At 72.2% G+C, this 22,279-nt stretch carries 17 protein-coding genes; 10 read left to right on the plus strand and 7 right to left on the minus strand.

The window, feature by feature from the left end; genetic code table 11:
• Positions 1-35: 35 nt before the first annotated feature.
• Positions 36-2,255, plus strand: a complete 2,220-nt coding sequence (glgB, locus tag ACIB24_RS21240) for a 1,4-alpha-glucan branching protein GlgB (RefSeq protein ID WP_398284204.1) — start codon at positions 36-38, stop codon at positions 2,253-2,255.
• Positions 2,256-2,388: 133 nt separating this feature from the next.
• Positions 2,389-3,195: an ANTAR domain-containing protein gene (locus tag ACIB24_RS21245; protein WP_398284205.1), complete on the plus strand. Its 807-nt coding sequence runs from the start codon at positions 2,389-2,391 to the stop codon at positions 3,193-3,195.
• Positions 3,196-3,203: 8 nt separating this feature from the next.
• Here ACIB24_RS21245 and ACIB24_RS21250 read toward each other — a convergent pair whose 3' ends face one another.
• From ACIB24_RS21250 to ACIB24_RS21265, 4 genes are read right to left on the minus strand one after another with little or no spacing between them, the layout of a single operon-like run.
• Complete coding sequence (locus ACIB24_RS21250) at positions 3,204-4,196, minus strand: tetratricopeptide repeat protein (RefSeq protein WP_398284206.1); 993 nt, start codon at positions 4,194-4,196, stop codon at positions 3,204-3,206.
• Between the two features lie 25 nt (positions 4,197-4,221).
• Positions 4,222-5,196 carry a hypothetical protein gene (locus ACIB24_RS21255; RefSeq protein WP_398284207.1) on the minus strand — a complete coding sequence of 325 codons (975 nt, stop codon included), beginning with the start codon at positions 5,194-5,196 and terminating at the stop codon, positions 4,222-4,224.
• Positions 5,193-6,566, minus strand: a complete 1,374-nt coding sequence (locus ACIB24_RS21260; protein WP_398284208.1) for a hypothetical protein — start codon at positions 6,564-6,566, stop codon at positions 5,193-5,195. The genes ACIB24_RS21255 and ACIB24_RS21260 overlap by 4 nt, the downstream gene beginning before the upstream one ends.
• Positions 6,563-6,877: an MTH1187 family thiamine-binding protein gene (locus tag ACIB24_RS21265; RefSeq protein WP_398284209.1), complete on the minus strand. Its 315-nt coding sequence runs from the start codon at positions 6,875-6,877 to the stop codon at positions 6,563-6,565. The genes ACIB24_RS21260 and ACIB24_RS21265 overlap by 4 nt, the downstream gene beginning before the upstream one ends.
• A 63-nt stretch (positions 6,878-6,940) precedes the next feature.
• Between ACIB24_RS21265 and ACIB24_RS21270 the strand changes: the two genes are divergently transcribed.
• The 3 genes from ACIB24_RS21270 (at position 6,941) to ACIB24_RS21280 (ending at position 10,501) form a co-directional block, all read left to right on the plus strand.
• On the plus strand, positions 6,941-8,056 hold the full coding sequence (locus ACIB24_RS21270) for a hypothetical protein (protein ID WP_398284210.1): 1,116 nt from the start codon (positions 6,941-6,943) through the stop codon (positions 8,054-8,056).
• Between the two features lie 109 nt (positions 8,057-8,165).
• The gene (locus ACIB24_RS21275) at positions 8,166-9,713 is read left to right on the plus strand and encodes a polysaccharide biosynthesis tyrosine autokinase (RefSeq protein WP_398284211.1); all 1,548 of its coding nucleotides are present in this window, start codon (positions 8,166-8,168) and stop codon (positions 9,711-9,713) included.
• A 62-nt stretch (positions 9,714-9,775) separates the two neighbouring features.
• Positions 9,776-10,501, plus strand: coding sequence for an SGNH/GDSL hydrolase family protein (locus ACIB24_RS21280; RefSeq protein ID WP_398284212.1), 726 nt, complete (start codon positions 9,776-9,778; stop codon positions 10,499-10,501).
• Position 10,502: 1 nt separating this feature from the next.
• On the opposite strand, the gene meaB is transcribed toward ACIB24_RS21280, so the two are convergent.
• Together meaB and ACIB24_RS21290 are read right to left on the minus strand one after the other, a co-directional pair.
• Entirely contained in the window at positions 10,503-11,504 is a 1,002-nt protein-coding gene (gene meaB / locus ACIB24_RS21285) for a methylmalonyl Co-A mutase-associated GTPase MeaB (protein ID WP_398284213.1), read from the minus strand.
• Between the two features lie 111 nt (positions 11,505-11,615).
• The gene (locus ACIB24_RS21290; protein ID WP_398284214.1) at positions 11,616-12,809 is read right to left on the minus strand and encodes an acetyl-CoA C-acetyltransferase; all 1,194 of its coding nucleotides are present in this window, start codon (positions 12,807-12,809) and stop codon (positions 11,616-11,618) included.
• 386 nt (positions 12,810-13,195) lie between these two features.
• Between ACIB24_RS21290 and ACIB24_RS21295 the strand changes: the two genes are divergently transcribed.
• Entirely contained in the window at positions 13,196-14,347 is a 1,152-nt protein-coding gene (locus tag ACIB24_RS21295; RefSeq protein ID WP_398284296.1) for a DUF1972 domain-containing protein, read from the plus strand.
• Between the two features lie 67 nt (positions 14,348-14,414).
• On the opposite strand, the gene ACIB24_RS21300 is transcribed toward ACIB24_RS21295, so the two are convergent.
• Positions 14,415-16,832, minus strand: coding sequence for a right-handed parallel beta-helix repeat-containing protein (locus tag ACIB24_RS21300; protein WP_398284215.1), 2,418 nt, complete (start codon positions 16,830-16,832; stop codon positions 14,415-14,417).
• Positions 16,833-17,096: 264 nt separating this feature from the next.
• Between ACIB24_RS21300 and ACIB24_RS21305 the strand changes: the two genes are divergently transcribed.
• The 4 genes from ACIB24_RS21305 (at position 17,097) to ACIB24_RS21320 (ending at position 22,233) form a co-directional block, all read left to right on the plus strand.
• Positions 17,097-18,668, plus strand: coding sequence for an O-antigen ligase family protein (locus tag ACIB24_RS21305; protein WP_398284216.1), 1,572 nt, complete (start codon positions 17,097-17,099; stop codon positions 18,666-18,668).
• Between the two features lie 37 nt (positions 18,669-18,705).
• Positions 18,706-20,223, plus strand: coding sequence for a lipopolysaccharide biosynthesis protein (locus tag ACIB24_RS21310; RefSeq protein WP_398284217.1), 1,518 nt, complete (start codon positions 18,706-18,708; stop codon positions 20,221-20,223).
• On the plus strand, positions 20,220-21,143 hold the full coding sequence (locus tag ACIB24_RS21315) for a glycosyltransferase family 2 protein (RefSeq protein WP_398284218.1): 924 nt from the start codon (positions 20,220-20,222) through the stop codon (positions 21,141-21,143). Before ACIB24_RS21310 ends, ACIB24_RS21315 begins: the two co-directional genes overlap by 4 nt.
• A gap of 298 nt (positions 21,144-21,441) precedes the next feature.
• Positions 21,442-22,233, plus strand: coding sequence for a hypothetical protein (locus tag ACIB24_RS21320; protein WP_398284219.1), 792 nt, complete (start codon positions 21,442-21,444; stop codon positions 22,231-22,233).
• Positions 22,234-22,279: the final 46 nt, after the last annotated feature.

Raw genomic sequence — 22,279 nt, forward strand, 5'->3', positions numbered from 1 at the left:
GGTGCATGAACCGGGATGCGTGCCAAACTGCCCAGATGGCACAGTCGCAGACCCACGACAGCCTGCCCGAGACCGACGGCCCCGCCCGGTTCCCCGTCGATCCGGCGGTCCTGGCCGCCGTGGCGGGGGGCGCGCACCACGACCCGCACGGCGTGCTGGGCGCCCACCCGCACGACGGCGGGGTGACGGTCCGGACGTTCCGCCCGCTGGCGTCGTCCGTGCAGGTCCGCCTCGAGGACGGCTCGCTGCACCCGCTCACCCACGAGCAGGACGGCGTCTGGGTCGGGGTGCTCTCCCAGCCGTCGGTCGCCGACTACCGGCTCGACGTCGAGTACGCCGACGTCGGCACGTCGACGGTCGACGACCCCTACCGCTTCCTGCCCTCGCTCGGCGAGGTCGACCTGCACCTGATCGGCGAGGGCCGGCACGAGCAGCTGTGGACCGTGCTGGGCGCGCACGTGCGCACGTACCCGGGCGGCGGGCTCGGCGAGGTGCACGGGACGTCGTTCGCGGTCTGGGCCCCCAACGCGCAGGCCGTGCGCCTGGTCAGCGACGCGAACGACTGGGACGGGCGCGGGCACACGCTGCGCAGCCTGGGCGGCTCCGGCGTGTGGGAGCTGTTCGTGCCGGGCCTCGGTGCGGGCACCCGGTACAAGTTCGAGATCCTCGGCCGGGACGGGCAGTGGCGGCAGAAGGCCGACCCGATGGCCTTCGGCACGGAGATCCCGCCGTCGACCGCGTCGGTCGTGGTCACCTCGCAGTACGAGTGGCAGGACGGCGAGTGGCTGGCCGCGCGGGCCGCGAACGACCCGCACACCGGGCCGATGAGCGTCTACGAGGTGCACCTCGGGTCGTGGCGGCAGGGGTTGTCGTACCGCGAACTGGCCGACCAGCTCGTCGGGTACGTCAAGGCGCTGGGGTTCACGCACGTCGAGTTCCTGCCCGTGGCCGAGCACCCGTTCGGCGGCTCGTGGGGCTACCAGGTGACCTCGTACTACGCGCCGACCTCGCGGTTCGGGCACCCCGACGACTTCCGCTTCCTCGTCGACGCGCTGCACGCGGCCGGCATCGGCGTGATCATGGACTGGGTGCCGGCGCACTTCCCGAAGGACGCCTGGGCCCTGGCCCAGTTCGACGGGGCGCCGCTGTACGAGTCGGCCGACCCGCACCGCGGCGAGCACCCCGAGTGGGGCACGCTGATCTTCGACTTCGGCCGCTCCGAGGTCCGCAACTTCCTGGTCGCCAACGCGCTGTACTGGCTGGAGGAGTTCCACATCGACGGCCTGCGGGTCGATGCGGTGGCCTCGATGCTCTACCTGGACTACTCCCGCAAGGAGGGCGAGTGGACCCCCAACCGCTACGGCGGGCGGGAGAACCTGGAGGCCGTCGCGTTCCTGCAGGAGGTCAACGCCACCGCCTACAAGCGGGTCCCGGGGATCGTGACGATCGCCGAGGAGTCGACCGCATGGCCCGGCGTCACCCGGCCCACGCACCTGGGCGGCCTCGGGTTCGGGTTGAAGTGGAACATGGGCTGGATGCACGACTCCCTCGGCTACGTGTCGAAGGACCCGATCCACCGGCAGTACCACCACCACCAGATGACGTTCTCGCTGATGTACGCCTACACCGAGAACTTCATGCTGCCGATCAGCCACGACGAGGTCGTGCACGGCAAGGGGTCGCTGCTGCGCAAGATGCCCGGCGACCGCTGGCAGCAGCTGGCCAACGTGCGGGCGTTCCTGGCCTTCATGTGGAGCCACCCCGGCAAGCAGCTGCTCTTCATGGGCGCCGAGCTCGGCCAGGAGGCGGAGTGGTCGGAGCAGCGCTCGCTGGACTGGTGGCTGGAGGAGACTCCGTGGCACGCCGGGCTGCAGCAGCTCGTGCGCGACCTGAACCACGTCTACACGTCGCACCCGGCCCTGTGGCGGCTGGACAACGACCCGGCCGGCTTCGAGTGGATCGACGCGAACGACTCGGCGTCGAACGTCTTCTCGTTCGTGCGGCGGGACGGCGCGGGCGGGCACGTGGTCGCGGTGATCAACTTCAGCGGGGGGCCGATCGAGGGCTACCGGGTCGGGATGCCGCACGCGGGCACCTGGCGTGAGGTGCTGAACACCGACGCCCAGGCGTACGGCGGCTCGGGGGTGGGCAACCTCGGCGCCGTCGAGGCCGGTGACGAGGGCTGGCACGGCATGCCCGCCTCCGCGACCCTGCGGGTGCCGCCGTTGGGCGCGGCCTTCTTCGCGGACAGCTGAGCCTGGCCCGCGACGGAGGGTCGTGAGTCGTACGCGGCGGGTGTGGCTACTGCTGTGTACTTGAGCGTGACTTAACTACGGAAAGTCGTACTACGGGTACACAGTGCTATCACCGTGCGGCAGGATGTACGGCATGGCGGTCCCGGTGAATCCCGATCAGATGGCCCGCGTCGAGTCCCTGATGGCTTCGGTCCAGCAGCTCGTGCGCACCCTCACCACCCGGGGGGCCGAGCTCGAGCAGGAGGTGGCGCTCGCCTTCTACCAGGGCGACGACGCCGGCTCCACCGGCCGGCTGCAGGTCGAGAACGAGCGGCTGCGAAGGATTCTCGGCGACCGAGCCGTGATCGAGCAGGCTGCCGGGGTGCTGATGGCCCAACGCGGCTGCTCGGCCGAACACGCGCACGAGGTGCTGATGGCCCGGGCCCGCGTCCAGCGGCGGGGTCTGCACGAGGTGGCCCGCGAGCTCGTCGACGAGGTCGCCGGTGAGGATGAGGAGCCTCTCGACGAGGACTCGGGCCCGGTGACGGACCGCGACGAGCCTGTGGCCGTCGACGAGGCCGTCGACGGGGACGAGCCCACGCCGGCTGCTGCGCCCCGGCCGGCCCCGGCGCTGCCCGAGATCCCGCGGTTCCCCGAACCGCGCGCCACGGTGACGTTCAACGAGATCGACCGGCTGCCGGCCCGCACGTTCCCGACCCTGCAGGACCTGCTGACCCCGCCCGAGCCGGGCGCCTGGCCGCAGGACGAGGACCCGATCTGGACCGGCCCGCCGCGCGACGAGGACGGAAAGCCGTTAGGTGAGAGCGCCTTCGGTGGACTGATCGACCTCACCGCCGACCTCCCCGGCGCCGACGCGACGGTGGAGAGCGGCACGGAGGGCAAGCGGTCGCCGTCCCACTTCAAGCGGTTCACCCCGAAGCTGCGCCCTCCGGGCCGCTAGCGGACTGGTCAGAAGAGGGCGCTGGCCAGGGCCGGGCGGGCCTTGATCACCCGCGGGTCGCTCGTGCCGACGACCTCGAACAGTTCGACCAGGTGCTTGCGGACCTTCTCGCGCTCGTCGCCGAACACGACCCGCACGGTGTCGATCAGGCGGGCGAAGGCGTCCTCGACGTGGCCGCCCAGGACGTCGAGGTCGGCCACCAGGATCTGCGCGTCGGCGTCCTTCGGGTTCTGCGCGGCGGCGGCACGGGCCGCGTCCAGGTCGGCACCGGCGGTCCGCTTCATGAGCTGCACCTGAGCCAGGCCGACGCGGGCCAGCTCGTCGGCCGGGCTCTCCCGCAACGCCTGCTGGTAGGCGGCGATCGCCCCGTCCAGGTCGTCGGCCTCGATCGCGTCGTAGGCGGCCTGGTGCAGGGGCGGCAGCTCCTCCTCGACCGGCTCCGCGGCGTCGGCGGCCCCCTCGGGCGCGACGCCCGGGACCCGTCCGGTCACGCCGTTCGCCTCGGCCACCCGCAGCAGCTCGTCGAGCACCTGCCGGATCGCCGGTTCGGGCTGCGCGCCCGTGAACATGGGGATCGGCTGGCCCTTCACGACCGCGAACACGCTCGGGATGGACTGGATCTGGAACGCCTGCGACAGCTGGGGGTTGGCGTCGGAGTCGACCTTGGCCAGCAGAATGCGCCCGCCGAGCTCGGCGGCCAGCTTCTCCAGCACCGGTGACAGCTGCTTGCACGGGCCGCACCAGTCGGCCCAGAAGTCCAGCACGACCGGGACGGTCATGGACACGTCGATCACGTCGGTCGGGAACGTGGCGTCGGAGACGTCGATGACGAACGGGTTCGCGCCGTCGCCACCGGCGGCACCGCTCGCGGCACCCCCGCCGGCGGCGCCCGCCGGGCGGGCGGGCGGGGTCGCGGGGCGGGCCAGCGAACCGAGGTCCACCACGCCGCGCATGTTCAGGGCCGGTCCGGCAGGCATCCTGCCCCGGGTCGGGTTGCTCATCGTCGTTCCTTCACTGTCCGGCCTACTACTTGGCCACGGCCTTGACGTCACCCTTCTGGGCGGCGACGACCGTGACGTCACCGCTGCGCGGGACGTAGAGCACGATCACCTCCACCGACGTACGGGTGAACGTCTTGCCGAACGCTTTCTTCCCACCGGCCAGCGCCTGCAGCTGCTTGTCCGTGAGCTGCACCGCCCGGTTGTTCTTCGTCTTCAACGTGTACGTCTGCTCGAGCTCGCCGATCACCACGGCCCCGCCGTCGGTGGTCCGGATCGCGACCGGGGCGCCGCTCATCGCCCGGTGCCGCGAGGTCACGGTGGCCACCTTCGACAGCCGCTTGCGGGTCGAGACGTAACCGCCGATCACCTGGTCCGAGTACGAGCTGCGCTTGAACCCGGCGGTGCCGCCGCGCGAGTTCAGGTAGGCCGCGTACCCGGAGAGCGCCTTGGCCGGCGACATCGCCAGGCCGGACGTCGCGTCGGCGGGCAGCGCGGTGGCCCCGGTCGACGGCGACGCGACCTGCGGCAGCGTCGCGCCGGGCAGCATGCTGGCCTGGGCCCACAGGCCGTACGGGTCGCGCGCCGACGTGGACCGCAGCACCCGCAGGCTCGGGGTGGACTCGCCCGACACCTCGCCGACCGCCACGAAGTACCGCGGCCAGCCGGCCCCCAACGGCACGAGAAGCCTGACGGGGGTGAAGGTTCCGGCGCTCGGGGCCTTGCGCTTGAGCTTGGCGGCGACGCGGTTGTCGGCCAGCGCAATGTCGCGGTACGGGCCGATCACCCGGTCGTCGGCCTTCTTGACCGTGGTCACCCCGCGGTTGCGCACGAGGCCCGCGTCGACCGCGCTCAGCACCGTCGCGGCCTGGCTGAGCCCCACCACCGGGTGGGCGGCGGTCTCCAGGGGCGTCTCGTCGTCCACCACGTGCCCGTCGGCCGAGCACCCGGCCAGCGCGACCAGGGCCGCGGCCGCGGCGACCGCGACGAATCGGCGCCTCACAGCCGTGCCCCGTCCCGGCCGCCGGTGCGTCCGGCGCCGTACCCCGCGGCGCCCGGGCCGTCGGCACGGTCGAGCTGCGAGCGCGACGAGAGCATCACGAGGGTCACCCCGCCCGCGACCATGAGCAGCACACCGACCGCGATCAGCACCGGCGCGACGGTCTCCGCCTCGCGGCCGGACCAGGTGATGGTCACGTCGGCCGGGGCGGGCTTCGTGCCGTCGGACGCGGTCACCACGACCCACTGGCCCTCGGTCTGCGGCCAGGCCAGGGTGGCGGCCCCCTTCACCCGGACCTTCACCGCCCAGACGTCGGCGTCGTCGGGGTCGGTCAGCCTCGCCCGGTCGCCGTGCCGCCGGGTCAGCAGCTGGTTCTGCTCGTTGCGGCCGACCATCTCCAGCCGGCTGCCTTCGCCGAGGTAGGCCTCGACGTCGGAGGCCCGGCCGATGCCGAGGAACACGGTGTCGGTCGCGGCTGCGGCCCGCACGGTGATCCGGGCCCGCGGGCCGTCCAGGCCGAGCAGCCCGACGGCCGAGGTGATGACCGGGACCTGCGAGCTGTTGCTGAGCTTCGCGGTGACCGAGGGCGGCGGCGCCAGCGTGGTGGCCCGCAGACCGCCGAGCACGACGACGCCGAAGCCGATCAGGACCACGGCCAGGGCGGCGAGGATCGGGCCGGGACGACGCCGGGCCAGCTCAGCGCTCGGCCGGCGGTCCGGCCGGTTCCGGTTCTGCCGGGGACGGCGGGCCGCCTCCAGCGCCGCGCGCTGGGCGGCCAGCTCCTCGCCCATCCGCGCCGCCCGCTCGTCGGCCTCGCGGTCCCCGAACCGGCGGTCGAGCGCCGGCTCGGACCGGGTCGGCGGCGCGGCGCGGCGGACGATCGGCTGCTCACGGGTGACCGGGTCGGACGACCCCGGGGCGACCGCGGGCTTGACCCGGGCGGCGACCGGCGGCTGCTGCGCGGTGGGCGGGGCGAACGGGTCCACCTCGGGCCGGGCAGCGCGATCGGCACCGGCGCCGGGCACGGTGATCGGCAGGGAGAAGGGGCCGGACGCCGGACCGTACGGGTCCTGGGACCGGCTCGGCGGAGCCTGGGGCTGGGACCGGGTCACGGGCGACCGCTCGGCGGGGGCGACCGGGATGTGGCCGGTCTCGCGCAGGGCCCGGGCGTCGCGCCTGGTCATGGGCTGCGCAGGCGGCGGCATGGGGCCGGGCAGGGTGGGCTTCTCCGGCGACTTGCCCCGGCCGAGCAGGCGGCGCTTGCCGTCGGGGGTCTGGGCGTACGGGTTCACCGGGGTCACGGGCGCCGGCGCCTCGTCGGGGTCCCTCCGGTCCTGCCGCGGGTCGGGCTCGAACATCGAGGGTTCGCTCACGACGCCTGCCCCTCGGCCTGCCCCTGGATGGCCCGCTCGAGGCGTTCGACCTTGGCGTCGAGTTCGCCGGTGCGGCCGGGACGGATGTCGGCCTTCAGCACGAGCGAGACCCGGGTGGCACCCTCGCCCGCCGCCTCGCAGGCCCGGCGGACGACGTCCAGGCACTCCTCCCACTCACCCTCGAGGGTGGTGAACATGGCGTCGGTGCGGTTCGGCAGGCCGCTGTCGCGGACCACGGTCACCGCGCGAGCGACCGCCTCCGCAACCGAGTCACCGCTGCCTTGCGGGGCGACGGAGAAGGCGACGAGCACGAGGGTCACCCTAACGTGTGCGTCTTGAGTAATAGACCGACCACTCTCAGTAAGGTGGGCGGCATGAGTGACCCCGGGACGACGGCCGACACCGGTGCCGGCGCCATCCCTCGCCAGGAGACGGCCACCGGGGAGGATCGCGGTCAGCCCACGCCCGTAGACCTTCCCGATCAGCGCACCGGCGAGGCCGACGTGGTGGTCCCCGAGGCGCCCGCGCGGGCCGAGCTGAGCGAACCGGCGCAGGGGCCGGTCCTCCCGCGCCCGGCCTCCGACCTGCTTCCGGCCCACCCCGCCCGGCCGTCGCGGTTCCGGCTCCCCGCCCTGCCCCGCCTGCCCCGGCCGTTCCGCCCCGAGTCGCCCCGCGACGAGCAGTCACCGCTCCCGGTGCTCGCCGGCGTGCTGAGCATCGTCCTGGTGGTGGGGCTGCTGGTCACCGCGACCGTCCGCTCCGGCGCCGCGGCGACCCGGGCCGAGACCGCCGCGGCCGCGGCGACGGCAGCCGCCGAGTCGGTCGCCGCCCAGGCGTACCCGCTGCGCCCGGGCCCCTTCGTCGCGGCGCTCGACACCCTGATCGCCCAGGCCGACCCCCTGGCCGAGGCCACCCGCGGACCGAGCTGGACGGCGTCCCGCTGGACCACCCGGGCCAACCGGCTCGGGCTGCTGGACCACCAGGCCGACGGCCTCGGCCGGCTGGCCGACACGGCCCGGCCCCTGCGCCTGTCCGTGCTCAACGGCACCAGCGGCACCCCGACCCCCGACCGCGTGCACACCCTGGCCGCCGACCTGGCCGCCTACGCCGACGCCGCCCGGGCGTCGGACCTGACCTACGACGAGGGGGTCCGGCAGCTGGCGGCCGCGGCCGAGAGCCTGCGGCTGATGCTGGGCGGGACCGGCGCCACCGTGAGCGTCGACCACCTGTGGACGATCTGTGAGACGGCGGCCGGGCCGTGCACGCGGCTGACGGTGCGCGCCGCCCAGGTCGTCGACCGGACGACGGTCGCGGCCGACGCGGGGCCGCTCGCCACCGGCGACGCCCGGTTCACCGGGGTGGCCGCGAGCACGCTGGTCAGCGGGCGGCGGCTGCTGATCACCGGGTTGCTGGACACCCTGATGCGGGCCGCGGACCCGGCGGTGGCGGCCGGCCAGCGACCCGTCGTCCAGGTACTCAGGGCGGCCTGAGCCCGCCTCAGTCCGTGCAACCCGGCACGCGGATCACCGCACGGGCTACCATCGCCTTTCGACCTGCATCAGAGCGGTCGTGACCGTCGCGTCGCATCGAGGGGAACACGTGACCCTGACCCAGTACCTCACCTCGTTCAAGAGGCAATGGCACATCGCCGTGCTTCTGACCGCTCTGGTGATGGCGGCGGCCGCGGCCTACACGTTCACCCGCACCCCGCAGTACAGCGCCACGTCGCAGGTCTACGTCAACGTGGTCAGCACCGAGGGCAGCACGCTCAGCTCGAACAGCACGTTCGTCACCCAGCGGGTCAAGACCTACGGCGAGATGGCCACCATCAGCGACCTGCTGAAGCAGGTCAACTCCGACCTGCAGCTCGACTACACGATCGGGCAGCTGCGGTCGGAGATCACGGTCAAGACGCCGGTCGACACGAACGTCATCCTGATCACGGCGGGCGACGCCAGCCCGCAGCGGGCCAAGCAGATCGCCGACCAGGTCGCCAAGCTGCTGCCCACGTACGTCGACAAGGTCGAGAAGGTCAACGGCCAGACGTCGCCGGTCGTGGTGACGCCGTTCCAGCTGGCCGACGTGCCGACCAGCCCCGTGTCGCCGAACGTGCCGCTCAACCTGGCCGCCGGGCTGATCCTCGGGCTGGCGATCGGGCTCGGTTCCGCGTTCCTGCGCGACCAGCTGAACACGACGCTGAAGTCGGTCACCGACATCGAGGCCATCACCGGTGCGGTGCCACTGGGCATCATGCCGTTCGACAAGACCACGTCGGCCCAACCGCTGGTCGACGCCAACGACCAGAGCGGACGGGCCGAGGCCTACCGGTCGCTGCGCACGAACCTGCAGTTCACCAACGTCGACCACCCACCGCGCGTGGTCGTGGTGACGTCGTCGCTGCCCGGCGAGGGCAAGAGCACCACGTCGTGCAACCTGGCCCTGACGCTGGCCCTGAACGGGGCCACGACGGTGCTGATCGGCGGCGACCTGCGCAAGCCGACGCTGTCCAGCTACCTGGGCATCAGCAGCGCGGTCGGGCTGACCAACGTGCTGGCCGGGCAGTACGGGCTGCAGGAGGTGCTGGTCCCGTTCATGAAGGGCAAGCTCGCCGTCCTGCCGTCGGGGCCCACGCCGCCGAACCCGTCCGAGCTGCTCGACTCGGCGCAGATGCGCAAGATCGTGACGGTGCTGAGCGACAAGTTCGAGTACGTCGTCATCGACGCCCCGCCCGTGCTGCCGGTCACGGACGGCGCACTGCTGGCCGCCATGGCCGACGGCGCCCTGATCGTCACCCGGCACGGCAAGACGACCCGCGACAACCTGCAGCGCACGCTGCAGGCCCTGCACATCGTCAACGCCAAGGTGCTCGGCACCGTGATCAACTTCGCCCCGATGAAGCGCGGCAGCGGGTACGAGGGGTACGGCTACGGGTACGGCTACACCAGCCAGGAGCAGGCCAACGGCACCCGGCATGCGCACGGGGCCGGGGCCGCCGCCACCCCGCGGATGCCGCAGGGCGCCACCCGGCCCGCGACGCCGTCCAACGCCTGGCCCGCCGACCTGTCCCGTCCGATCAACGGCCCGGTGGTCCCGCCCGGGCAGAACACGCCGTCCGGCTCCGAGGCGTCGTGGAGCGAGCGCGGCTGAGTCTGTCTGTCTGACCGGGATTCCGGTCAGCGACGGACCCGGCTTGTGGCACCCTGTCCCCCATGTCGTCGGCAGCGCGGTGGACCGCCTTCTGGGTGGTGGTCGTGGGCTGCCTGGGGTTCGTGGCGTTCGTCGCCACGCACGGTGTCAAACCCCCGCCGGCCGCCGACGGCGTCCTCTACAGCGCGCCGGCCACGACCGCGGCCAGTCCCACCCCCACCGTCGACCCCACGGTGGCACTGTTCGTCGGGGACGCCTACACGGTCGGTTCCGGCACCGGGAGCAAGCCCAACTCGTTCGCGAGCCGGGCCTGCACGACGCTGAAGTGGACCTGCTACTACGACGCCCAGGCCTCCAGCGGGTACGTGACGGCGGGCGTGCAGAGCAACGGCACGCAGAGCAAGACGTACGGCGACCGGCTGAAGGCCGACAAGAAGTACACGCCCGACGTCGTGGTGGTCAGCGGCGGTCGGGCGGACTCCGGCAAGGCCGGGGTGCAGGCCGCGGCCACCGACTACCTGGAAGCCGTCACTAAGCAGTTCTCCGACGCGAAACTCGTCGTCCTGGAACCGTTCTGGAACAACGCGACGCCCACCCAGCAGATCGTCGCGGTGCGCACCGCGGTGCAGAAGGCGGCCGACGCGGCCGGGGCGACCTACGTGAGCACGACCGACTGGTTGACCGACGCGCAGATCGGCCCCGACGGCGTGCTGCCCACGACCAGCGGGCACAAGGCACTGGCCAAGAAGCTCGTCGCCGCCCTGAGGGCCGAGGGTCTCGACGCCTGAGTCAGGCTTCCAGGAGCGAGTCGACCAGCCGGTCGGCGGCCCCGTAGGGGTCGAGTCCGCCGGCCACGACCCGCCCGGCCAGGCCCTCCAGATCGTCCTCCCCCGGGCCGCGCCGGGCCTCCAGTCGCGCCTTCAACCGGTTCAACGCCAGCGCCTCGATCTCGGCCGACGCGCGCCGCTTCCGGCGCACCTCGAGCTGCCCGGTGCTGCGCAACCAACCGTCGTGTTTCGCCAGGGCCTCGACGAACTCGTCCACGCCCTTCCCCGAGTGCGCCGAGGCGAGCACGACCGGCGGGCGCCAGTCGCCGGCCTGACGGCGCTCCCCCAGCGTGATCATGTGCCGCAGGTCGCGCGCCGTGGCCTGGGCCCCGTCGCGGTCGGCCTTGTTGACGACGAAGACGTCGCCGATCTCGAGGATGCCCGCCTTCGCGGCCTGGATGCCGTCGCCCATGCCGGGGGCCAGCAGCACGGTCGTGGTGTCGGCCAGGCCGGCCACCTCGACCTCGCTCTGCCCGACCCCGACGGTCTCGATCAGGACGACGTCGAAGCCCGCCGCGTCGAGGACGCGCAACGCCTGGGGGGTGGCCGCCGAGAGGCCGCCGAGATGCCCACGGCTGGCCATCGAGCGGATGAAGACGCCCGGGTCGGTGGCGTGGTCCTCCATCCGGATCCGGTCACCGAGCAGGGCCCCGCCGGAAAACGGGGACGACGGGTCGACCGCGAGAACCCCTACCGTGCTTCCCTTCTCGCGGAAGGCGGCGATGAGGGCGGCGGTCGTGGTGGACTTGCCGACCCCGGGCGGTCCGGTGAGCCCGACAACCGTGGCCCCCTGGGCGCGGCGGGCGGTGACCGGGACGAGCGCGGCCATCACCTCGCGCAGGGCGGGGTGCTCGTCGTCCACGAGGGAGATGAGGCGACCCACCGCCCGGGCGCGCCGGCCCGGGTGGTCGCCGACGACGTCCTCGAGCAGGGCGTCGACGTCGACCTGGCGGACCGGACTCATACCCTCACCCTACGTTCGTGATCAAGGAAAGTTCTTGTGGCCACGGGCGACTCACGGTCGGCCGCCCCCGAGGTGGGCCACTAGAACTTTCCTTGATCACGAACTGGGAGGTCAGGGGACGCGCACGATCAGGGCGTCGCCCTGGCCGCCGCCGCCGCACAGGGCCGCGGCCCCGACCCCGCCGCCGCGGCGCTTCAGCTCCAGCGCCAGGTGCAGGACGACGCGGGCGCCGGACATGCCCAGCGGGTGGCCGGTGGCGATGGCGCCGCCGTTGACGTTCACGATCTCCGGGTCGATGCCCAGGGCCTTGGTGGAGGCCAGGCCGACGGCGGCGAACGCCTCGTTGATCTCGACGACCTTCAGGTCCTCGACGGCGATGCCCTCCTTGGCGACCGCGGCCTTGATGGCGTTGGCCGGTTGCAGCTGGAGGCTGGAGTCGGGGCCGGCGACCTGGCCGTGCGCACCGATCTCGGCCAGCCAGGTGAGGCCCAGCTCCTCGGCCTTGGCCTTGCTCATCACGACCACGGCGGCGGCGCCGTCGGAGATCTGCGAGGCGGTCCCGGCGGTGATGGTGCCGTCCTTGTGGAAGGCGGGCCGCAGCCGGGCCAGGGTCTCCACGGTGGTGTCGCCCCGGACGCCCTCGTCGACCGAGAACTCGATGGGGTCGCCCTTCCGCTGCGGGATGGAGACCGGGACGATCTCGTCGTCGAAGATGCCGTTCTTCTGCGCGGCGGCCGCGTTCTGGTGCGAGCGGGCGGCGAACGCGTCCTGCTCCTCGCGGGTGAACTTGCCGTCGGCGGCGTTGATGTCGTCGGTCAGCCCGCCCATGGCCTGGTCGGTGGCCTGGTCCCAGAGACCGTCGTACTCCATCGAGTCGACGAGCTTGGTGCTGCCGTACTTGGTGCCCTCGCGGGACCCCTTCAGCAGGTGCGGGGCCTGGGTCATGGACTCCATGCCGCCGGCCACGATCACGTCGTACTCGCCGGCGCGGATGAGCTGGTCGGCCAGGGCGATGGCGTTGAGGCCCGACAGGCAGACCTTGTTCAGGGTGGTCGCCGGGACGCTGGTCGGGATGCCGCCCTTGATCGCCGCGGTGCGGGCGGCGTTCTGCCCGGCGCCGGCCTGGATCACGTGACCCATGATCACGTACTGCACGGTGTCGGCGGAGATGCCGGCCTTGGCCACCGCGCCCTGGATGGCCACGCCACCGAGGTCGGCCGCGGAGAAGCCCTTCAGGGAGCCCAGCAACCGGCCCATCGGGGTACGGGCCCCGGCAACGATCACGGACGTCGGACGCTCACTCATCGGGCCATTCCTCCTACGGACACCTCGCGTCGAGCCCGGGTCGCGCCCGGGTCGCGCAGCCCCCAGGCAGGGGGCCATCCCGACCAGGGTAGGCACGCCCGGAGCCCGATTCAGCCTCGCGCGCGTGGGCCGGATCACAAGGGGCCTCAACCCGAGCGCGACGGGCACCGATAGGAGAACGGCGGCAGCTCGCGGGTCAACAGACTGCTCGTGAGACTCCTGTTACACAGAGTGGTGGCATGAAAGGTATATATCTGGCGATACGGGATACGTTCATCCCGTCGGCCATCGTTCTGTAACAATGAGCGGCTTGTGGCGCGATTGGGGGACGGGGCACTGAGCGGGCACGGAGCGCTGAGCGGAGAAGAGGATCTGTGCGCATTGCGATGATCGGCACGCGGGGCGTCCCGGCCCGGTACGGCGGGTTCGAGACCGCCGTCGAGGAGGTCGGCCTCCGCCTGGTCAAGCAGGGCCACGAGGTCGTCGTGTACTGCCGCGGCGAGGACCGCTCCCCCGAGTACCTGGGCATGCGCCGGGTCCGCAAGCCCGCCCTGGCCCACCCCGTCATGGAGACGCTCAGTCACACCGCACTGTCCGTCGCCCACCTGCTGCGTCACCGGGTCGACGCCGCGCTCGTCTTCAACGCCGCCAACGCCCCCCTGCTGCCGTTCATCCGGGCCGCCCGCATCCCGGTCGCCGTGCACGTCGACGGGCTGGAGTGGCGCCGGGCCAAGTGGGGCCCGACCGGGCAGCGCTACTACAAGGTCAACGAGCGGCTGGCCGTGCGCTGGGCCGACGAGCTGATCGCCGACGCCGTCGGCATCCAGGACTACTACCGTGAGACGTACGACGCCCCGAGCACCCTGCTCACCTACGGCGCCCCGCTGCTCCCGGACGCCGACCCGCAGCTGCTGCAGGAGCTCGACCTCACGCCCGGCGGGTACCACCTGGTGGTCGCCCGGATGGAGCCGGAGAACCACGTCGACCTGATCGTCGAGGGGTACCGGCGCAGCCGGGCCACCCTGCCGCTGGTCGTCGTCGGGTCCGTGCCCTACCCCAGCGAGCACGAGCGCGCGGTGCACGAGCTGGCCGCGACCGACCCGCGCATCCGGATGGTCGGCGGCGTCTGGGACCAGAACCTGCTGAACTCGCTCTACTCCGGGGCCGCCACCTACCTGCACGGCCACTCCGTCGGCGGGACGAACCCGTCCCTGCTGCGGGCCATGGGCGGGGGCGCCCCCACCACGGCGTGGGACGTGAACTTCAACCGTGAGGTGCTCGGCGAGGCGGGGACGTTCTTCGACTCCCCCGACCGGCTGGCCGCCGAGCTGGAGGCCGTCGAGGCCGACCCCGAGGCCGCCGTCGTGCGCGGGCAGCTCGGCCGCGAGCGCGTGGGCAAGCTGTACCGCTGGGACGAGGTCGCGGCCGGCTACGAGGCGTTGTGCCTGCGGCTGGCCGGGTTGCCGGCCCGTCGCCCCGACGACCGGACCGGCGAGGACGGCGGCACCCGCGGGGCGTCGTCCAGGAGCGTCGCGTAGCCCTTCCTGAAGTTCGTGATCATGGAAACTTCTACTCTAGAAGTTTCCATGATCACGAAACTGGTGGCTAGAAACCCAGACCCGAGGCGGACTTCCAGGCCTGCACCGAGCCGTAGGTCGAGCACTTGTTGTCCGACGGGCACCACATCATCGTCTGGTCGCCGGAGTACGAGTTGCCGCTGAGCGTCTTGAACATCTGCTTGGCCGTGACCTGCGCCGTCGCGTTGTTCTCCAGCAGCTTCGTGGTGTCCGCGCCGCCGACGATCGTGTTGTCCTTGATCACCAGGTCGGTCGTGTTCCAGCTCAAGCCGAGACCCGAGCTGTAGCTGTCGGTCGAGGAGGACCGCCGGTCGTCGTACACCGTCAGCTGCCAGTTGTTGTTGACCAGCTTGTTGCCGCTGATCGTGACGTGGTCGGACCCGGAGACCCGGATGCCCTTGTCGCTCTTCTCCACGTAGTTGCCGGTGATCGTGCCCTTCGACGACACCTCGTAGAAGATCCCGTCGTAGCTGCCGGTGATGGCGTTACCCGTGATCTTCACGTTCGTGCAGCCCAGGTCGCACCAGAAGCCGTTGGAGTTGTTGTCCACGAAGGCGTTGTCGTAGACCTCGAGGTCGTCGGTGTGGGCCGTCTTGAAGCCCGCCACCGTGCACGAGCCGCCGCACTGCCAGACCTTGAAGTCGTCGGTGTTGTTGCCCTGGAACAGGCTGTTCTTGACCACCGAACCGTCGTTGCGGTTGCCCTGCATGCCCTCGGCCGCGTTGTCCCGCACCGTGATCCGGTTGACCGTCAGGTCGCCCGCGGCGATCTTCAGACCGGCGCCGGAGCTGTGGTCGAAGGTGCTGTTCTCGATCACCGAGCGGGCCGCGCTGACGTACAGACCGCCGCTGTTGTCGAGGTGCGGCGCCGCGTAGGCGGTGAACCGCAGGCCCAGGATCTTCGACCCGGCGGCCCCGGCCTCCAGGGTCATCCCCCGGGTCCGCGTGCTGATCTCCATGGTCGCGTTGCCCGGGTCCTGCGCGACGTACACGTGCATGGACGACGGGTCGAGCCAGAACTTCGCGCCCTTCAGCTCCGACTTGTTCAGGACCTGCTTCAGCGCCTGGCCGTCGCGGAACACCTGCTCGACGCGGCCGGCGGCCGTGCCCGAGGGGGTCTCCTCGCCGCGGAACTGGGTCTGGGAGAACGACGACGTCCAGCCGGAGACCCAGTAGTCGCCCGACTTCGACCAGTCGTCCTCGACGTCGGCGCCGCTCAGCACCGGCTTCTCACCCGGGTAGGCCTGGATGCTCAGCTTCTTGTTCACGCTGCCCACGGCCTCGCGGTACGTGCCGCCGCGCAGGACGACCGTGCCGCCGCTGCTCGCCTTGGCGACGCCCGCCGCCACGGTCCGCAGCGGCGAGCCGGCGGTGCCGGCGTTGCCGTTGCTGCCCTTGGGCGACACGTAGACCGCGTCGGACGGGATCGAGTAGTTGGTCGTGCCGGCGGCGCCGGCCTTGGCCAGCACCGCGGCCATGCCGGCGCTGGCGTTGCCGCCGGAACCCGTGCCGCCGGTGTCGTTGCCGCCGCCGGTGGGGGGCTTCGGCGTGGCGGACGGCGTGGGGCCGGCGCTCGGGGACGCCGTCGGGCCGGCGGTCGGGGTGGTGGTGCCGCCGTTACCCGTGGCCGCCCCGGCCAGGCCGCCGTAGGCGAGCTGGAGCGGAGCGGTGGCGCTGCTCGACAGGTAGGCCCAGCCGCGCACGGACCCGCTGCCGGTGACCGGCGCCGGGTCGCTGACCACGAGCTGCCAGTTGGCGGGGGCCTGCTCCCCGTTGACCCACGCCCGCACGCCCACGGTGGCGGTCGTCGTCCCGTAGACCCCGCCCTGCACGTGCACGGCGGTGGCCCCCGCGGCCACCTTGGCCGGGATCCGCTGGGAGCCGAGGTAGTACTCCTGACCCGCGACGACCTTGCCGACGTCGACGCTGAGGGCGCCGTCGGGGTACACCCGGGCCTTGGCCCGGTACAGGCCGCTCTTGGTCTGCCGCAGCTCGACGCCCAGGTAGAGGCTCTGGCCGGAGGGGCGACCGGGCAGGGCGAACGTGATGCCCGCCTGGCCCTCGGAGAAGTCGGTGCCGGAGTCCTTCACGAAGGAACCGCCCGGCTGGAGGGTGACGTCGTTGCCGGCGGCCAGGGCGACCCCGCCCAGCGCGGCGCTCGGCAGGAGCACGGCGACGGCCACGGCGAGCCCGGCGCGGGAGAACCGACGGTAGCGCCGCACGCGGCCCAGGGCCCGGGCCCGGGAGGCGGCGGCCCGCAGCTCGCGGCGGCCGGCGGGACGTGCGGGGACGGCGACGGTCTCGCCGACGGTCTCGGCGACGGCCTGGGCAGGGAGCAGCGTGGCCCCGGTCTCGGGTGCGCGGCGCCGGTCACGGCCCTGGGCCCGCGATGCCTCACGGAGTTCCCGACGGGAGGTCGGTCTGGCCGGCTGGTGTTCCGGGGTCAAGCGATTTCCTTCCTGCATGGCCCCTCGTCAGGTCCTGGTTCGGGCTCGGGGCTGGCGCCGAAACATCGTGGCGCAGCGGGATGGAGCAATCGTTATGTGACTACTAAAGCACCAATAAACTCGTAAGTAGCGGCGCAAGTCACCCTCTTCCCGGACGGCTAGCCCGTTCGGCCCCGGCCCGATTACTCCGTCGGCAGCCGACCCGCGGACGCTGAAGTGGCGGACCCGGGGACCAGCCGTTCGGCCGTCCGGCAGAATGGCCGGGTGCCACCGACCCGGACCTCCCCCGACGCGGCCGCGCGGCCCCGCGGCGGGTTCAGGGGGCGGGGCGGGGTCCCGACGGCGTGGGCGGCCCGATTCGAGGCCGCCGCCGCGGCCGACGGCCTGTCGCCCGCCGTCCCGGGCCCCTCCTCACCCCCGGGCGTCGCCGCGCCGGCCGCCACGCTCGACGAGCGGTTCGGGGTCGTGGCCGTGGCCTTCCTGGTGTGGGCCTCGGTCATCCTGGTCGCGCTGGCGCAGAGCTTCACGGCGCCCAAGTACCGCCAGTTCATCACCGACGAGGTGCCGCTCAGCCGGCTCGCGAGCCTGACCAACTCCGGCGTCTCGGGCCTGCTGCTGGTCCTGCTGATCGTCCTGGCCGTGCGCCGGCTGCCGCACCTGCCCAACGACCGGTACGGGGCGCTCCTGGCGCTGCTGCTGCCCTGGTTCTGGCAGGTGGGCCGCGACCAGTTCGTCGGTACGCACCTGAAGACGGGCGGCCTGGTCTACCCGCTCCTGGTGTTCGTCTTCTGGGCGCTGCGACCGCCCGTGCGGCATCTGGCGTTCCTCGGCTACCTGGTCGCGTTCACGGCGGTCGTCAGCATCGCCATGGGCCTGCTGACCCCCAGCCGGGGAATCCTCCTGCACGTCGCGGGCGACGCGGTGACGCCCGACAAGCAGATCCTGCCCTGGGGCATCCTGATCGGCCCGCTCAGCGACGGGAACCCGCTCGGTCAGTTCCTGGCGCTCGGAGCGCCGGCCGTGCTGCTGATCCCCCGGCGCTGGGTGCGGCTGCTGGGGCTCGCGGCGGTCGCCTTCGCGGTGCTGTGGACGTCGAACCGCTCGTCGCTGATCGCGCTCTTCGTGGGCGCGGCGCTGGTGCTCGCCCTGCGCCGGTTGCCCTCACCCCCGCGCCGCTACCTGGTCGCGACGGCCGTCGGCGCCTGCCTCGTGCTGATGGCCTACCTGCCGTTCACGGTGGCCTCCGACGGCGAGTTCACCAACCGCGGCTACATCTGGCGGATGAGCCTCGAGCACTGGCGCGAGCACGTGTGGACCGGCCTCGGTTCGCAGTGGTACTCGCGCTCGGCCCAGTACGCCGACGCCATCGGCTCCACCGCGTACCACGGTCACAACCAGGTGGTGCAGGCCCTGGTGCTGGGCGGGGTGATCAACGCCGTCCTGCTCCTGTTCATGGTCGTGACGCTGACCCGGGTGGCGGCCCGCTGGGCCGCGGAGTACCGCGTCTGGACCCCCGCCGCCCTGATGATCATGGTCGTGATCTCCAGCTGCTTCGAGGTCACGATGAGCATCGTCAAGCTCAGCGCCCTGCTGCCGGTGGTGCTGCTGCCGATGATCTGGTTCACCTTCGGCTCGGCCGGGGAGGACGAGCGGACCGACGAGCGCTCGCCCGGACGGGGCCGGACGACGGGCCCGCCCGCGCCGTGGCTCGCGTCGCCCACCTGGGTGGTCGAGCAGCGCACCGGCGGTGCCGATGGTCCGGACGTGACCGACGAGGACCTCTGGGAGGACGGCGGGTGGCGGGCCAACTCCGCCCGCCGGGTGGGCGCGCGGTGATCGTTCCGTGAGTGCCGGCCCCACCGCTGGACCGCACGTGCCCGACGAGGACCTGCCCGACGCGCTGTCGGACGGCGGCTCGGCGGACGCCGGGACGGACCAGGCCCGCAACCTCGGCGACGCGGCCGCCCGCGGGGTGAGCGTCGTCCTGGCCACCCAGGCGCTGAGGGTGGCCCTGCAGTTCGGCTCCGTCGTCCTGCTGGCCCGGCTGCTGACCCCCGAGGACTTCGGCCTGGTCGCGATGGTGACCGCGGTGATCGGGATCGCGGAGATCATCCGCGACGCCGGCCTCTCCTCGGCGGCCGTGCAGGCCGCCCAGCTGAGCGAGGACGAGCGGACGAACCTGTTCTGGGCCAACCTCGGCCTCGGGACGGCGTGCGCCCTGGTGATCGTCGCGTCGGAACCGTTGATCGTGGCCGGGTACGGCGAACCGCGGATCGGGCCGATCATCTACTCGCTGGCGTTCGTGTTCATGATCAGCGGGGCGAACACCCAGTACCGCTCCGACATGATGCGGCGGCTGAAGTTCCGGCAGCTGTCGACGTCGGAGCTGAGCGCCCAGTTCCTGGCCATCGTCACCGCGGTGTCGCTGGCCCTGGCCGGGGCCGGGCTGTGGGCGATCGTGGCCCAGCAGATCGTCACGGCCGCCGCGACCTTCCTGATCAACGTCGCCAACCTGCGCTGGAACCCGGGCCTGCCGAAGCGGGGCGTCTCGCTGCGGCGGTTCTTCCGGTTCGGGTTCGGCGTGCTGGGCACCCACGGCCTGGCCTACCTGACCAAGAGCGCGGCCAACGTGGCGATCGGCGCGCACCTCGGGCCGGCGCCCCTGGGCCTGTTCAACCGGGCCTACCAGCTGCTGATGACGCCCCTGCAGCAGATCGACGCCCCGATGACCAGCGTCGCGCTGCCCGTGCTCTCGCGCGTGCAGGACGACGACGAACGGTTCTCCCGGTACCTGGCCAAGACGCAGCTGGTCGCCTGCTACGGCACGTCGGTGCTGCTGGCCGTGGCCGCCGGCGTCGCCCACCCCCTGGTGCTGGTGCTGTTCGGGCCGGACTGGATCGGCGTGGTGCCGATCTTCGTCGTGCTGGCCATCGGCGGCATCTTCCGCACCCTGTCCACCATCGCCTACTGGATCTTCCTGGCCCGCGGCCGCACCGGCGCCCAGCTGCGGATGGACCTGTTCGCGCGCCCGGTGATGATCGCCCTGATGGTCGGTGGCCTGCCCTGGGGGGTCACCGGGGTGGCCGTCGGGCACGGCATCGCGTTCTTCCTGTACTGGCTGCTGGCCTTCGTCAACGTGCAGCGGGTCACCGGGGTGGACGTACGGCCGCTGTTCGTGACGGCGGTGCGGACCGCGACCCTCGTGAGCGCGCCGTGCGGGCTGGTCGCCTGGGGGCTGGCGTCCTGGTTGCACGTGTGGCCGTTCTTCGAGGTGGTGGCCGGCGTGCTGGGCGCGGGCGTCTACCTGCTGCTGGCCGCGGCGATGCTGCCGATCGTCCGGCACGACCTGGTCGAGGCGGTCCGGATCGGGCGGAGGGCGCTGAAGCGATGAGCACGTCCGGGGCGCGGGTCGTGGTGGCCGTACTGACCTACAAGCGACCGCAGACGCTGGCGGCGTTGTTGCCGGTGCTCGGCGCGCAGTGCGCGGAGGTGCCGGATTCGGCGTCGGTGCTGGTGGTGGACAACGATCCGGCCGCCTCGGCGCGAGACCTCGTGTCGGCCAACGGTTTCGCCTACGAGCACGAGGCGACGCCGGGGATCTCGGCGGCCCGCAACCGGGCCCTCGAAGTGGCCCTCGAGCGCGGGTTCGACGTCCTGGTGTTCATCGACGACGACGAGCTGCCCGTGCCCGGGTGGCTGTCGTCGCTGCTCACGACGTGGCGCTCGACCGGTGCCGACGGGGTGGTCGGGCAGGTCGAGTCGGAGTTCGAGGGGACGCTCGACCCGTGGATCGCGGCCGGCGGCTTCTTCACCCGGCGCCGGCTGCCGACCGGGACCCCGGTGACCGTGGCGGCCACGAACAACCTGCTGCTGTGCCTGCCCGCCGTCGCCGCGCGCGGGTTGCGGTTCGACGAGCGGCTGGGCCTGATCGGCGGCGAGGACACCCTGTTCACCCGCACGCTGACCGGGACCGGCGGGACGCTGGTGTGGTGCGCCGAGGCGAGCGTCACGGACGTCGTGCCCGCGGCCCGGATGACGCGGAAGTTCGTGGTGCAGAGGGCGTTCCGCTACGGCGCGACGGCCACCCGGGTCGAGGTGGCCCTGGCCTCGGGGGTCGCCGGGCGGCTCGTGGTGCGGCTGCGTCAGACCGCGACGGCCGCGACCCGGCTGGCCGCAGGGCTCGCACGGCTGGCCCTGGGAACCGTCACGTTCTCGCCCGGGCGCCGCGCGGCGGGGGTCCGGAACCTGGCCCGCGGCTGCGGCCTGCTCTCCGGTCTGGTCGGCTACGTCCCCTCCCAGTACGCCCGCTGACCCCCACCCCCTCCCCCCGGTGATCATGCAGAAACCTCGCGCCGATCATGCAGAAACCTGGATCGGCCCGCCCGCGTCACTGGCCAGCTGTGGATAACTTGCCGAGAGGTTCTGATCTGGCCTCATCCTGAAATGCGTGACGAATCGAAAGCGCTCAGGTCTGGTCCTCCTGAAGGATCTATTCGCCGAGTCGACCCCGTACCGACCCGCCGCGGCAGAGGCAATGGGGATCTCCCCACACGTGGACCGGCTCCTTCGACGCGAGGGCCGGCTGAGCCGACCGCACCGAGGCGTACGGGTGATCGGCGAGCCACTCGATCTCCTGGCCCGAGCGAGCGCCGCGAGCATGGTGTTGCCGCCCGGCGGCGCCATCGGTCGACGGACCGCTGCCGAGCTCATGGAGGTGGACCCCAGGCTTCCCTCCGAGCGCGACCGGCAGCTGGACGTCGAATGCCTGGTCCCGACCGGCGTCACTCCGATCCGCCACCGAGGGATCCGTTGCTATGCAACAGATCTCCGCGAGTCCGAGATCGATGAGTCCTCAGGACTGCCGATGACGACTCCGGACAGGACGCTGGCCGATCTTCTTCGCTGGCTGGCTCCACATATGGGCCTTGCCATCGCTGACCGGATGGCCAGACGCCGACTCGTCGACGTGGATGCCGTCGAGGCCATCCTCGACCGCTGGGACGGGCACCGGCATGTGGCAACAGCCCGCAGGCTACTCAGCTACGTCGACGCCAAGAGCGAGTCCTACGGGGAGAGCTGGCTGCGGCTGAGGATTCTCGACGCCGGGTTTCCTCGCCCGACGTGCCAGATCCCCATCGAGGAGAATGGCCGGGAGATCTACCGCCTGGATCTCGGATGGCCCGACCTGCGCATCGCCGTCGAGTACGACGGCGAGGACTTCCACGGATCGCCGGAACAGCGCAGACACGACGCAGAACGGCGCAGCGACATGTTCGAGCGTCATGGATGGAACGTCGTCGGCGTCGGCAAGGCCTACGTGCTCGGTCCGACCATGCACCTCGAACTAGGGATCGCAGAGATGCTCGGGGTGGTGCCGCGCATCCGCCGAAGAACGTGGTGACGCGAGATTCCGCAATCACAGTCGGCGCTGGGCCCCCGACCCCGAG

This window comes from Spongisporangium articulatum, assembly GCF_044465595.1.
GTDB lineage: Bacteria > Actinomycetota > Actinomycetes > Actinomycetales > Kineosporiaceae > Spongisporangium > Spongisporangium articulatum.